Raw genomic sequence first — 13,327 nt, forward strand, 5'->3', positions numbered from 1 at the left:
GACGTGGACAAAGCTCATCCGCCCCTGCTCAACCCGACGATCCGCCGACACTCATGGGTACTGGGGCTCCTGGCACTGATCCTGTTTATCGCGGGCAACTGGAACCAGGCCATCATCGGCTTTGACTCGCGCTTCGTGCTGTTCGCCCAGGAGATGCTGCGCCATGGGCCGGGGTTCTTCCCGACGACGTATGGCCAGCCTTACGCCGATTACCTGGCCACCTCGACGCTGCTGACCTGGCTGCTGTCCTTGCCCCTGGGGCAGGTCACCAGCCTGACGGCCTGGTTGCCCACGGCCATCGCTTCAGCGCTGATCGTGGTGCTGGTGTACCGACTGACAGCGCCCTACTCCCGGCGCTGGGCGCTGCTCAGCGTCGCGGTGATGCTGCTCAGCAGTACCTTCATCAGCGAAACCCGGGCGGTGTCCCTCGACCAGATGCTGGCCGCCGTGGCCCTTGCGGTGTTTTACCTGGGTTATGCCCACGACCATTTCGGCGCCTGCCGGCGTCTGCATTGGCTGTTTCTGCTGCTGATCCTGGGGTTTGCGATCCGTGGGCCGATCGGCCTGGTGATTCCCACCGGCATGCTGTGCAGCTATTACCTGATCAATCGTCAATGGCGGCAGTTGTTCAGTTTTGGCCTGTTGGCGCTGGCGTTGTTGGCGGCGTGTGTAGGCCTGTTGTTGTTGCTGGCCAAGCTCAGTGGCGGTGAAACGTTCATGCAGGACGTGATCCGCATGCAGTTCCTCGGCCGCATGGACGGTACCGAAGGCTCCGGTAGCGTGCTGTATTACTTCACCAGCTCGATGGGCAATTACGCACCTGCCTATCCACTGGCCATACTGGCGCTGATTGCGATTGTTGCCGGTGGCCGCGAAGACAAGGGCCCGGCGCTGAAACTGGTGCTGTACTGCCTGGCCGCTGGCTTGATCGTGATGATCGGCCTCTCGGTGCCCCAGGCGAAAAAAGCCCGCTATGTGCTGCCGATGTTGCCCATGGCGGCGATCATTGCCGCGTATCCATTCCAGGTGTCCCGCGGAAAACTGTTCGCCGGGTTGCGCTGGCTGATGCTGGCGTTGTGGACGGTCATTCCGGGTCTGCTGATCGCAGGGTTGTTCGTAGCGCGTCATCGCTTCCCTGAGCAGATTGGCAGTCTCAATCCGGTGTTCGGGCTGCTGATCGCGCTACAGACTCTGGCGCTGGGACTGCTGTTCAACCGGCGCCTGCGCTACCTGGCCCCGGCTTTCTCTGCCGTACTCGCGGTATGGCTCGCCTATATCGTGATGGTCGAGCCCCTGGAGCGCCGTCTGTATGACACGCGCACCTTTACCCTCCAGGCCCACACGCTCATCCAGCAAGAACGAGCGCCGCTGGTGCTGCACGCGCTGGGCAAGGACGCGAAAGCCATCAAGTTCATGGTCAACCTCGATTGCGACCAGGTGCCGTTGTTTACCCAGTTGCCCGCCGAACTGGCGCCGATCCAGGCGCCTGCCTGGCTGATCATGAGCCAGGCGGACTACGAGACCTTGAGCGATCCACGTATTCGCTCGTTGGAACCGGTGCTGATCGGCCAGTTCGACAAGAACCCCTACGTGCTGCTGCATTTGACCAAACCCGCGCAACCTTGATACCTGCCAACGGGATAAGCGGCCCGGGCCGCTTATCCCTTGCCAGTACAATCCGTAGTTATAAATCCAAGTGCATGTAAGAAACTTCTTTACCCATACAACTTCGAAACTTTCCAGATTATAACTATCGAGAAAGATCCTACGCGTCTATCCGCATGCGCCGATGCACGCCCCCTTCCCGCTCCAAGTCACCAACTGTAGACTCACCTGCAAAGTGAGTTATTTATTTAATACCTTCTAACTATTCCCGGAAGTGCCAAAGGTGCGGTGCAGGGCCTTCCTGTTACTGTCGTACGAAATTCGGCGACCGTAATAGCAAGCCATCTATCGTGAAGTACCCGATTAAAGAAACAGCCGCAATAACAATAAATACGTTTTAAACAGCACTTAGCGCTGCCGTTTATTTCATTTAGAGGAATGTTCTGTGTCCGACCATCGATTGCCCGCCCCCGCCGCCTCTGACACTGTCGTGCCGTTAACTCGCGACCAGGTGAATGTGGGTTATATCCCCCTGCCAAAACTGGATCGGCTCATGGAACTGCGCGATGCACTGGTAGTACTCAAGGGGCCTCTGGCCAACGATCCCTCGCTGCGGGAAAACGTGCAGAACCTGCTGATCAATGAGGAAACCAATGATCGGGTACTGGGCAAGATCGGCAGCCCCCTGCCGCCCCCGATCCGCCTGATACCGGCGGGTTGAGACGCTTTACTGCAAAAATACTGCACTTGACCTGCATTAATATGCATTGGCAGCAACCTTGTCCGGTTGGCACACTGCGCAGGTTCCTCCCCCAAATGCAGGAACTGTTTTGAAGGGCTTTTCCGGGAAACCAGACAAGCCTTTTTTTTGCCCGTTTTTTATGGATCGCCCGTCAATGCTCGCTCGCTGGTTACCCGCTGCCATCAATACCCGCCCTGCCGAATGGAGTCGTGCCGCCATCGGCATGGCATTGGGCACACTGTTCAGTGTCTGGGTGTGCGCCCAGGTGTTTGGTATGGAGGTGGCGCTGCACCTGATGGGCCCGCTGGGGGCCTCGGCGGTTCTGCTGTTTGCCGTGTCTTCCGGCGCATTGGCCCAACCCTGGTCGATCATTGGCAGCTACCTGTGTGCAGGGGTCGTTGCGCTGCTGGTGGCCCGGGTGCTGGGACGCACATTAGGCAGCGCATGCCTGGCTGCCGGGATGACCGTCATCCTGATCTGCTGGTTGCGCTGCCTGCACCCGCCGGCAGGTGGGCTGGCCATGAGCCTGGTGCTGGCTGATCCCGCATCGATTGCCATGGGCTGGCACGAACTGGGCGCCGTCATGCTGGGCGCCGCTGCCTTGCTGGCCTGCGCACTGGCGTATAACAACGCAACGCGCACGCGTTACCCCAAAGGAGCCAGCGAGCCGGCTGCGCCGAACTTCATGCCAACGGCCATCGAAAACCCCGGCATCAGCGCCGAAGACCTCAAACAGGCCCTGGCCGAGCGCGAGCAGTTCCTGGACGTGACGCCGCAGGAACTGGAAGAACTGATCCAGGCCAGCGAACGCTATGCCCGGCGGCGGACGATCGGCGCGGTTTTCCAACGCTAGGGCCAGCATCCTCCCTAGGGCAAAAATGCAAAAACGACCTGCATGATTCCGACTTGTACTGGGCAAATTTGCACTGGTACGATCGCGAGATGGTTCGCCTACGAACATCTTGATAAAGAACAATAAAAGCAGGGAGTTAGAGATGACTGCTCAGGTTTCATCCGAAGCAAGCAGCGCCGGGGTCGTGCACGACGAGGTCCTGGCCCACGTACGCAACCACATAGGCCACCTGACCCTCAATCGCCCCGCCGGCCTGAACGCCATTACCCTGGAAATGGTCCGCACCCTCAGCCGGCACTTGCAGGCCTGGGCCAACGACCCCGAGGTACATGCCGTGGTGTTGCGCGGTGCCGGTGAAAAAGCCTTCTGCGCCGGGGGCGATATTCGCTCGCTGTACGACAGCTTCAAGAGCGGCGACACCCTCCACGAAGACTTCTTCGTCGAGGAATACGCCCTCGACCTCGCTATTCACCACTATCGCAAGCCGGTACTGGCGCTGATGGACGGGTTCGTCCTCGGCGGCGGCATGGGCCTGGTACAGGGCGCCGACCTGCGGGTGGTCACTGAGCGCAGCCGCCTGGCAATGCCTGAAGTGGCCATCGGTTATTTCCCCGACGTAGGCGGCAGCTACTTCCTGCCGCGTATTCCCGGTGAACTGGGGATCTACCTTGGCGTGACCGGCGTGCAGATTCGCGCGGCCGACGCCCTGTATTGCGGGCTTGCAGACTGGTACCTCGACAGCGCCAAGTTAACCGAGCTCGATCAGCGGCTTGACCGCCTGACATGGCACGATTCACCGCTCAAGGACCTGCAGGGCGTGCTGGCCAGCCTCGCGGTGCAGCAATTGCCCGACGCACCACTGGCCGCGCTGCGCCCGGCCATCGACCACTTCTTTGCCTTGCCGGATGTGCCGAGCATCGTCGAGCAATTGCAGCAAGTCACCGTCGCCGACAGCCATGACTGGGCCCTGACCACCGCCAGCCTGATGCAAACCCGCTCCCCCTTGGCCATGGCCGTGACCCTGCAGATGCTGCGCCGCGGGCGCCACCTGCCACTGGAGCAGTGCTTTGCCCTGGAGTTGCACCTGGATCGCCAGTGGTTCGACCGTGGCGACCTGATCGAAGGCGTGCGCGCCCTGCTGATCGACAAGGACAAAACCCCTCGCTGGAACCCTCCAACCCTCCAGGCGTTGGAGGCTGATCATGTCGAAAGCTTCTTCCGCAACTTCGACAAGAACGGGAACTAAGCCATGCAAGATATTGAATTTACTGAAGAACAGGTAATGATCCGCGACATGGCCCGGGACTTTGCCCGTGGCGAAATCGCGCCCCACGCCCAGGCCTGGGAAAAGGCCGGCTGGATTGACGACGCCCTCGTCGCCAAGATGGGCGAGTTGGGCCTGCTGGGCATGGTCGTGCCCGAAGAATGGGGCGGCACTTACGTCGACTACGTGGCCTACGCCCTGGCGGTGGAAGAGATTTCCGCCGGCGACGGCGCCACCGGCGCGCTGATGAGTATCCATAATTCAGTGGGTTGCGGGCCAATCCTCAACTACGGCTCACAAGCACAAAAGGAAACCTGGCTGGCGGACCTGGCCAGCGGCCAGGCCATCGGGTGCTTCTGCCTGACCGAACCCCAGGCCGGTTCCGAAGCGCACAACCTGCGCACCCGCGCCGAACTGCGGGACGGCCAGTGGGTGATCAACGGCGCCAAGCAGTTTGTCAGCAACGGCAAGCGCGCCAAACTGGCGATCGTGTTTGCGGTGACCGACCCGGACCTGGGCAAGAAAGGCATCTCGGCGTTCCTGGTGCCCACCAATACCCCAGGCTTCGTGGTGGACCGTACCGAGCACAAAATGGGCATTCGTGCCTCCGACACCTGCGCCGTCACCCTCAACCAATGCACGGTGCCGGAAGCCAACCTGCTGGGCGAACGCGGCAAAGGCCTGGCCATCGCCCTGTCCAACCTCGAAGGCGGGCGCATCGGGATTGCCGCCCAGGCGCTGGGTATAGCCCGTGCCGCCTTTGAAGCGGCGCTGGTCTACGCCCGTGACCGGGTGCAGTTCGACAAGGCGATCATTGAGCATCAGAGCGTGGCGAATATGCTGGCCGACATGCAAACCCGCCTGAATGCAGCGCGCCTGCTGATCCTGCATGCCGCGCGGTTGCGCAGTGCGGGCAAGCCGTGCCTGTCGGAAGCGTCCCAGGCCAAACTGTTCGCGTCGGAAATGGCCGAGAAGGTCTGCTCTTCAGCGATGCAGATTCATGGGGGTTACGGCTATCTGGAGGATTACCCGGTGGAGCGTTACTACCGGGATGCGCGGATTACCCAGATTTACGAGGGCACCAGCGAGATTCAGCGGATGGTGATTGCCAGAGCGTTGAAAAACTACCCGCTGTAACCGGTATTCGCAGAACCCATGTGGGAGCGGGCTTGCTCGCGAAGGCGGTGGATCAGTCGATGCATCTGGTGACTGTAATACCGCCTTCGCGAGCAAGCCCGCTCCCACATTTTTTGATCTTCAGCGTTTCACGGCAGTGTTTATTTGTCCTTGAACTCCGGCGCACGCTTGGCCACAAACGCCGCCATGCCTTCCTTCTGATCCAGCGTGGCAAACGCCGCATGGAACACCCGGCGCTCAAAGCGCACGCCTTCCGACAGGCTCACTTCAAACGCGCGGTTGACGCTTTCCTTGACCATCATGCTAATGGGCACTGACTTGCTGGCGATCAGGGTCGCGACTTTCAATGCTTCGTCCAACAGCTCATCCGCCGGCACGATCCGCGCAACAATCCCGCAGCGCTCCGCTTCCACCGCATCGATAAAGCGTCCGGTCAGGCACATTTCCATGGCCTTGGCCTTGCCCACGGCGCGGGTCAGGCGCTGGGTGCCGCCCATGCCCGGCAGCACGCCGAGGTTGATTTCCGGCTGGCCAAACTTGGCGTTGTCACCGGCCAGGATGAAGTCGCACATCAAGGCCAGTTCACAGCCGCCACCGAGGGCGAAGCCGTTGACTGCAGCGATGATCGGCTTGCGGCGGTTGGCCACGCGGTCGCTGTCGCTGAACAGGTCGTCGAGGTAGATCTGCGGGTAGGTCAGCTCCGCCATTTCCTTGATGTCGGCGCCGGCGGCAAAGGCCTTTTTCGAGCCGGTGAGCACGATGCAGCCGATTTCCGGGTTGGCTTCGAGGCTGTCCAGCGCCTGGTTCAGCTCACTGACCAGCTGTGCGTTCAAGGCGTTCAGCGCTTGCGGGCGGTTGAGGGTGATCAGCCCGACACGGCCCTGCACGTCCAGCAAAATGGTTTCGTAACTCATAGATACTCCTCAGAGATTGCGTGAAATGACCATGCGTTGAATATCGCTGGTGCCTTCGTAAATCTGGCAGACCCGCACATCGCGGTAGATCCGCTCCAGGGGAAAGTCGCTCAGGTAACCGTAACCGCCGAGGGTTTGCAAGGCTGCCGAACAGACCTTTTCGGCCATTTCCGAAGCAAACAGCTTGGCCATGGACGCTTCCACCAGCGCCGGCTTGCCGCTGTCACGCAGGGCGGCAGCGTAATGCACCATCTGCCGCGCCACGGCGATTTGGGTCGCCATGTCTGCCAGGCGGAAGGCCACGGCCTGGTGCTCGATGATCGGCTTGCCGAAGCTTTCCCGCTCGCGGGCGTAATCCCGAGCGGCCTCAAACGCCGCCCGCGCCATGCCCACCGCCTGCGAAGCAATGCCGACGCGCCCGCCTTCGAGGTTGGCCAGGGCGATCCGGTAGCCTTCGCCCTCCTCGCCCAAACGGTTGGCCACCGGCACTTTCAAGTCTTCAAACAGGATCTGGCAGGTATCGGAGGCATGCTGGCCGAGTTTGTCCTCGACCCGTGCCACGCTGTAGCCCGGCGAGTCGGTGGGCACGATAAAGGCGCTGATACCGCGCTTGCCGGCAGCTGGATCGGTGACCGCAAACACGATCACGATCCCGGCGTTTTGCCCGGAGGTGATGAACTGTTTGCAGCCGTTGAGCACGTAATGATCGCCCTCCAGACGGGCGCGGGTTTTCAGGCCGCTGGCGTCGGAGCCGGCCTGGGGCTCGGTCAAGGCAAACGCCCCGAGCATCGCGCCGCTGGCCAGGGGCTTGAGGAACTGTTCTCGCTGTTGGTCGTTGCCGAACTTGAGGATCGGCACACAGCCCACCGAGTTGTGCACGCTCATGATGGTCGAGCAGGCACCGTCGCCAGCGGCGATCTCTTCCAGGGCCATGGCGTAGGCCAGGTAGCCGGTGTCGCAACCGCCCCACTGTTCCGGGACCAGCATGCCGAAAAAGCCCAGCTCGGCCATTTCGCCAATGGCTTCCTTGGGAAAGCGATGCTCGCGGTCCCACTCGGCGGCGAACGGCTTGAGCCGTTCCTGGGCAAATTGCCGGGCCGCTTCGCTGATTTGCAGTTGTTCGTCATTCGGGAGCATAGGTGTTCCTTAATACAGGCATTCAACGGCCATGGCCGTGGCTTCACCGCCGCCGATGCAGATCGCCGCAACGCCGCGCTTGAGGCCTTTCTGGCGCAGGGCCGAGAGCAGGGTCACCAGGATCCGCGCGCCGGACGCGCCAATCGGATGGCCCAGGGCACAGGCGCCGCCGTGGATATTGACCTTGCTGTGGGGAATCTCCAGCTTGCTCATGGTCACCAGGCTGACCACGGCAAAGGCTTCGTTGATTTCAAACAGGTCGACTTCGTCGAGGTTCCAGCCAGTCTTGCTCATCAGCTTGCGGATCGCCCCCACCGGCGCGACCGGGAACAGGCCAGGCTCATCGGCAAACGCCGCGTGGCCATGGATCACCGCCAGCGGCTTGAGCCCGCGCTGATGCGCTTCAGACTCGCGCATCAGCAGCAACGCTGCCGCGCCATCGGAAATCGAACTGGAGTTGGCCGCCGTCACCGTACCGCCTTCGCGGAAGGCCGGCTTCAAGGTGGCGATCTTGTCCAGCTTGGCTTTTGGCGGCTGTTCGTCGTGGGTGATGGTTTTCTGTTCCTTGCCCACGGTGACCTGCACCGGGACGATTTCGGCGATGAAGTTACCGTCGGTGATCGCCTGTTGCGCACGGGTCAGGGAAGCAATGGCAAACGCGTCCTGGGCTTCACGGGAAAAGCCGTTGTGCTCGGCGCAGTCTTCGGCAAAGGTGCCCATCAAGCGGCCCTTGTCGTAGGCGTCCTCAAGGCCGTCGAGGAACATGTGGTCGAGCACCCGGCCGTGGCCCATGCGGTAACCGCTGCGGGCGCGGTCCAGCAGGTACGGCGCGTTGGACATGCTCTCCATGCCACCGGCGATGACCACGTCCACGCTGCCCGCCAGCAACGAGTCATGGGCCAGGATCGTGGCTTCCATGCCCGAGCCGCACATCTTGTTGAGGGTGGTGCAGCGGGTGGATTTATCCAGGCCTGCCCCCAGCGCCGCCTGACGCGCAGGTGCCTGGCCGAGGCCGGCGGGCAGTACGCAGCCGAACAGCACTTCATCCACGGCATCGGACGCAATACCGGCGCGCTCGACCGCCGCACGAATGGCCGCAGCCCCCAGTTGCGGGGCAGTCAGGCCTTTGAGATCGCCCTGGAACCCGCCCATTGGGGTGCGTACTGCGCTGACAATAACGATGGGATCAGTCATGAAAATCTCCTTATTTGGCTGCCATGCGCAAGGCACCGTCGAGACGGATCACCTCGCCGTTGAGCATGCTGTTTTCAATGATATGCCGCACCAGCGCGGCGTACTCGCCTGGCTTGCCCAGGCGCGGCGGGAATGGCACGCCGGCGGCGAGGGACTCGCGTACTTCCGGGGTCATGCCGGCCATCATCGGTGTTTCAAAAATGCCGGGAGCAATGGTCATCACCCGAATCCCGTAGCGCGCCAGCTCACGGGCGGCAGGCAGAGTCAGGCTGGCGATCGCGCCCTTGGAGGCGGCATACGCCGCCTGGCCGATCTGGCCGTCAAACGCCGCCACCGACGCCGTGTTGATGATCACACCGCGCTCGCCATCGGCATTGGCCTCGGTTTCAGCGATAGCCGCCGCCGCCAGGCGCAGCAGGTTGAAACTGCCGATCAGATTGACGTTGATCACCTGGGCGAAGTTGGCCAGAACGTGGGGGCCATTCTTGCCAAGGATTTTCTCGCCGCGAACCACACCGGCGCAGTTGACCAATCCGTGCAAACCACCAAAGGCCGCAACCGTGGCCTGCACCGCCGCTTCGGCGGCGGCTTCCTGGCTGATATCCGCGACCACGCTGCGGGCTTGCTCGCCGAGCTTTTGCGCCTGGGCCGCGACGGCGTCAGCGTTCAAATCCACCAGCATCACTTTGGCACCGGCCGCTACGAGCATCTCGGCCGTTGCCGCGCCGAGGCCTGAAGCGCCGCCGCTGACCAGAAAAACCTTGTTCTCAATCTGCATCATTGTTTCCTTGAAGAATGGGTCACGCCGTGGCCGCCTGGGCCTTGGCAATTTCCTGATTACGCAAAATGAAGCGTTGCAGCTTGCCGCTCGGGGTCTTGGGCAGCTCGCTGACAAATTCGATTTCCCGTGGGTACGAGTGCGCCGCCAGGCGCTTGCGTACGTGCAGGCGCAGCTCCTCGGCCAGGGCCGGCTCGGCACGGTATTGCTCGCTGAGCACCACAAAGGCTTTGACGATCTCGGTGCGTTCCGGGCATGGCTTGCCCACAACCGCGGCTTCCACCACCGCCGGGTGCTCGATCAACGCACTTTCCACATCGAAGGGGCCAACGCGGTAGCCGGAGGTGGTGATCACATCGTCACTGCGCCCGACAAAGCTGATGCTGCCGTCGGGGTTAAGCTCCACGGTGTCGCCGCTGAGGTAGTACTTGCCGACGAAAGCCTTGGTCTTGACCCCGTCGTAGCCGGCGAACCAGCACATCGGCGATTGTTCACGGTCGATGGCGAGGATGCCCGGTTGGCCGGCTGGCAACTCCTGATGGTTGTCATCCAGCACCACGATGCGGTGGCCTGGCGAGGCAAAGCCGGCAGAGCCCACGTGCACCGGGTGTTCCAGGCCGTGGTGGTTGCACAGCACCATGCCCAATTCGGTCTGGCCGTAGTGGTCGTGGATGGTCACGCCGAGGTTATCGGCGAACCAGCGGATCACTTCCGGGTTCAAGGGCTCGCCGGCGCTGCTGACAATGCGCAGCTTGCCCTTGATCGACTGGGCGAACTGCTCGCCGCCGGCAATCAGCAGGCGATAGGCCGTGGGCGATCCGGTGAGGTTGGTGATCCCGTATTTGTTGATGACGCGGCAGGTGCTTTCGAGGGTGAACGGGCCGTCGTAGAAGGTGATCGGATGGCCCATGGACAAGGGGCCGGTCACGCCGAAATAGATGCCGTAGGCCCAGCCCGGATCGGCGACGTTCCAGAATGCGTCTTCGGGGCGCAGGTCGACGGCGTCGCGGGTGTAGCTCTGGAACGCCACGATTGCCTTGAGCGGTACTGCCAGGGATTTCGACGGGCCGGTGGTGCCGGAGGTGAACATCAGCAGGAACGGGTCGTCGGCGCCCAGCAATACGGGCTCGCAGAGGTTGGAATAGTTGGGCAGTTCGGCCCAGAAGCTGAAATCGCCGCGCACGATGCCTTCGCCGTTGGGCCCGGCGACGGTGACGATGGTTGGGCAGTCGGCCACTTCATTGAGTTTGGGGCGGTTTACCGCGTCGGTCACCACCAGCGCGGCGCCGGAGCTGTTGAGGCGGTGTTCGATGGCTTTGGGGCCGAAGGCGGTGAACAGCGGCTGATAGACCGCGCCGATGCGCCAGGTGGCGAGTACCACTATCAGTAACTCGGCGGTGCGTGGCAGGAGGCCTGCTACCTTGTCGCCGCGATTGACGCCCTGGGCCAGGAGGAAGTTGGCGAAGCGTGCGGCCTGGTCTTGTAATTGGGTGAAGGTGGACGTGGCGCTGCGGCCGTCCTTGCCTTCCCAGAACAGCGCGATGCGGCCGGGTAAGGCGTGGCGGTCGCAGCATTCGACGCAGGCGTTGAGGGCCTGCAGAGTGCCCGACAGGGCGGCGTCGACGGTGTGTTGGTAGTTGAACTGGGTGGTGGCAGCCGAGTAATCACGCATCGCTTCAAATCCCTGTGTGTTTTTTTGTTTTCAGGATGGGTACGTAGACCGGTGAAATAGTCGCTCTAGAGCGGTGGGTGGGCAATGGTCAAAGCTTTCAACTTGGTTGACTGGTTTGGCCAATGGGGGGCTTTTTTTGGGTTGTGTGTGTATATCCGTTATTTAGGTAACGGCTGATATTGGTTCCGCTCTTACAGCGGCTCACTTTTGAAGAGCGCAAAAGTAAGCAAAACGCTCTTGCCCCACCACTCGGCACCTCGCCTGGGCTCGGTGTGCCCTCACTCCGGCTTTGGACCGTGGGCCGCCGTCATGGGCCATCCCTGGCCCAGGACGGCTAACCTGGCGTCCTGCCAGGTTACCCACGCTCCAAAGCCTGCGTTCGGCCAGCGTGGTTTAACGGGGCGCCTAAGATCAAGATCAAAAGCAGATCAAGAGCACAGCGGCCTACCGGCCGGCTTGAGTGTTAAAAGCAAAATCAAAATCTAAAGCGGGCACGGTCCAAAAAATGTGGGAGCGGGCTTGCTCGCGAAGGTCGTTAACGATGACGCGGGCATTCTGGATGAACGCGGCGCTCTCAGGTTTTTCGCGAGCAAGCCCGCTCCCACAGAAAAGCAGATCTGCTTTCGCTCTGGATTTTGTCTTTGCTTTTAACACTCAAGCCGGCCGGGAGGCCGCTGTGCTCTTGCTTTTGATCTTGATCTGACTGCCCCAATAAGCCCGAGGCCGAACGCAGGTATTGCGGAGCGGGTAAACCGGCAGGACGCCGGTTTAGCCGCGCCGGGCCATGGATGGCCCGTCGCGGCGGCCCGCGGAGCAATGCCGGAGTGAGGGAACACCGAGCCTAGGCGAGGTGCCGACAGGCGGGGCAGAGCCCTTTGCTTACTTTGGGGCTTTTCCAAAGTGAGCCGCTGTAAGAGCGGAACCATAAGCCGCCGTTACCTAAATAACGGATATGTACACCCAAAGCCCCCAACGATAGACCCCACCAATCACCCAGTCAGCCCAAGCAATTGGACGCAACGCAAACATGCTTCTACCCTGACAGCCTGCGCCACCCAAGAAGCCCGCCCATGATCGTCCGTCCCAAACCCAACCTGCTCGGCATCCTGTTCTCCCTCAAAGGCTCAATCGCCAAGCGCATCGCCCTGCGCAGCCTGCTGGTCACCCTGCTGGCCTCCGTCATCGTGCTGGTAGAAACCCTACACCCGGCCTACTTCTCCAAGGTCAACGCCACACCCTTCACCCTCCTCGGCCTGTCCCTGTCGATCTTCATGAGCTTTCGCAACAACGCCTGCTACGACCGCTGGTGGGAAGGCCGCAAACAACTGGGCCAGATGATCATCGAAATACGCTCACTGATCCGCGAAACCCAAATCCTCACCCCCACCGACCGAGAAGCCGTACTACGCGCCCTGTGCGGCTTCGCCCACGGCCTGATCGCCCGCCTGCGCCTGGAAGACGAAGCCCAGGCGATCAAACCGTGGGCCAACCCCAAACCCAGCCACCCCAACCTCCCCGACAGCATCCTGCAAGACCTCGGCGCCCGCTGCTCGAACCTCGCCGAACAAGGCCACATCAGCGACTGGCGCTACACCCAACTCGAAACCCGGCTATACGGCCTGAGCCAGGTCCAGGCCTCGTGCGAGCGGATCAAACACACCCCGCTGCCCTTCCCCTATACCCTGCTGCTGCACCGCACCATCTACCTGTTCTGCATTCTGCTGCCCTTCGCCATGGCCGAGCCGCTGGGCTGGCTGACGCCGGTGTTTACCGCGATCGTCAGCTACACCTTCTTCGGCCTGGATGAAATCGGCGACGACCTCGAAGACCCCTTCGGCTTCGACGAAAACGACCTGCCCTGCAACGCCATCCTCCGCACCCTAGAGCGCGAGATTCTCGCGGCCCTCGGCGAAACCGAGCTGCCGCCGGCTCTTGAGCCCATTGAATTCGTACTGACGTGATGCGGGTTTGACACTCGCAGTGACCTGACCGAAGCTGATGGCTTTGCACTAGCTGCCAAGCTTTCGGACG

11 protein-coding genes are annotated in these 13,327 nt (G+C 61.8%); 6 read left to right on the forward strand and 5 right to left on the reverse strand.

Annotated features, from left to right (window positions below):
* The first annotated feature begins 3 nt into the window (after positions 1 to 3).
* From NVB75_RS04140 to NVB75_RS04160, 5 genes are all read left to right on the forward strand, one after another.
* The gene (locus NVB75_RS04140; RefSeq protein WP_258346132.1) at positions 4 to 1,626 is read left to right on the forward strand and encodes a glycosyltransferase family 39 protein; all 1,623 of its coding nucleotides are present in this window, start codon (positions 4 to 6) and stop codon (positions 1,624 to 1,626) included.
* 424 nt (positions 1,627 to 2,050) lie between these two features.
* The gene (locus NVB75_RS33290) at positions 2,051 to 2,326 is read left to right on the forward strand and encodes a type VI secretion system contractile sheath small subunit (RefSeq protein ID WP_258346133.1); all 276 of its coding nucleotides are present in this window, start codon (positions 2,051 to 2,053) and stop codon (positions 2,324 to 2,326) included.
* Positions 2,327 to 2,501: 175 nt separating this feature from the next.
* On the forward strand, positions 2,502 to 3,200 hold the full coding sequence (locus tag NVB75_RS04150) for an HPP family protein (RefSeq protein WP_258346134.1): 699 nt from the start codon (positions 2,502 to 2,504) through the stop codon (positions 3,198 to 3,200).
* Between the two features lie 142 nt (positions 3,201 to 3,342).
* Entirely contained in the window at positions 3,343 to 4,446 is a 1,104-nt protein-coding gene (locus NVB75_RS04155) for an enoyl-CoA hydratase/isomerase family protein (protein ID WP_258346135.1), read from the forward strand.
* 3 nt (positions 4,447 to 4,449) lie between these two features.
* Complete coding sequence (locus tag NVB75_RS04160) at positions 4,450 to 5,601, forward strand: acyl-CoA dehydrogenase family protein (RefSeq protein WP_258346136.1); 1,152 nt, start codon at positions 4,450 to 4,452, stop codon at positions 5,599 to 5,601.
* Between the two features lie 140 nt (positions 5,602 to 5,741).
* On the opposite strand, the gene NVB75_RS04165 is transcribed toward NVB75_RS04160, so the two are convergent.
* Genes NVB75_RS04165 through NVB75_RS04185 form a run of 5 tightly spaced genes read right to left on the reverse strand, consistent with a single transcriptional unit; the run spans position 5,742 to position 11,296 of the window.
* A complete protein-coding gene (locus NVB75_RS04165) occupies positions 5,742 to 6,515 on the reverse strand; it encodes an enoyl-CoA hydratase (RefSeq protein WP_010171088.1) in 774 nt (257 codons plus the stop codon).
* A gap of 9 nt (positions 6,516 to 6,524) precedes the next feature.
* Positions 6,525 to 7,652 carry an acyl-CoA dehydrogenase gene (locus tag NVB75_RS04170; RefSeq protein WP_017480351.1) on the reverse strand — a complete coding sequence of 376 codons (1,128 nt, stop codon included), beginning with the start codon at positions 7,650 to 7,652 and terminating at the stop codon, positions 6,525 to 6,527.
* Between the two features lie 9 nt (positions 7,653 to 7,661).
* On the reverse strand, positions 7,662 to 8,846 hold the full coding sequence (locus NVB75_RS04175; protein WP_258346137.1) for an acetyl-CoA C-acyltransferase: 1,185 nt from the start codon (positions 8,844 to 8,846) through the stop codon (positions 7,662 to 7,664).
* A gap of 10 nt (positions 8,847 to 8,856) precedes the next feature.
* The gene (locus NVB75_RS04180) at positions 8,857 to 9,624 is read right to left on the reverse strand and encodes an SDR family NAD(P)-dependent oxidoreductase (protein WP_063030093.1); all 768 of its coding nucleotides are present in this window, start codon (positions 9,622 to 9,624) and stop codon (positions 8,857 to 8,859) included.
* Positions 9,625 to 9,646: 22 nt separating this feature from the next.
* Entirely contained in the window at positions 9,647 to 11,296 is a 1,650-nt protein-coding gene (locus NVB75_RS04185; protein ID WP_258346138.1) for an AMP-binding protein, read from the reverse strand.
* A gap of 1,070 nt (positions 11,297 to 12,366) precedes the next feature.
* Here NVB75_RS04185 and NVB75_RS04190 point away from each other — a divergent pair.
* Positions 12,367 to 13,257 (forward strand): bestrophin family protein, encoded by an 891-nt coding sequence (locus tag NVB75_RS04190; RefSeq protein WP_063030090.1) that lies wholly within the window; start codon positions 12,367 to 12,369, stop codon positions 13,255 to 13,257.
* Positions 13,258 to 13,327 lie beyond the last annotated feature (70 nt).

Source organism: Pseudomonas sp. CBS (assembly GCF_024734645.1).
In the GTDB taxonomy this organism is placed as follows: domain Bacteria; phylum Pseudomonadota; class Gammaproteobacteria; order Pseudomonadales; family Pseudomonadaceae; genus Aquipseudomonas.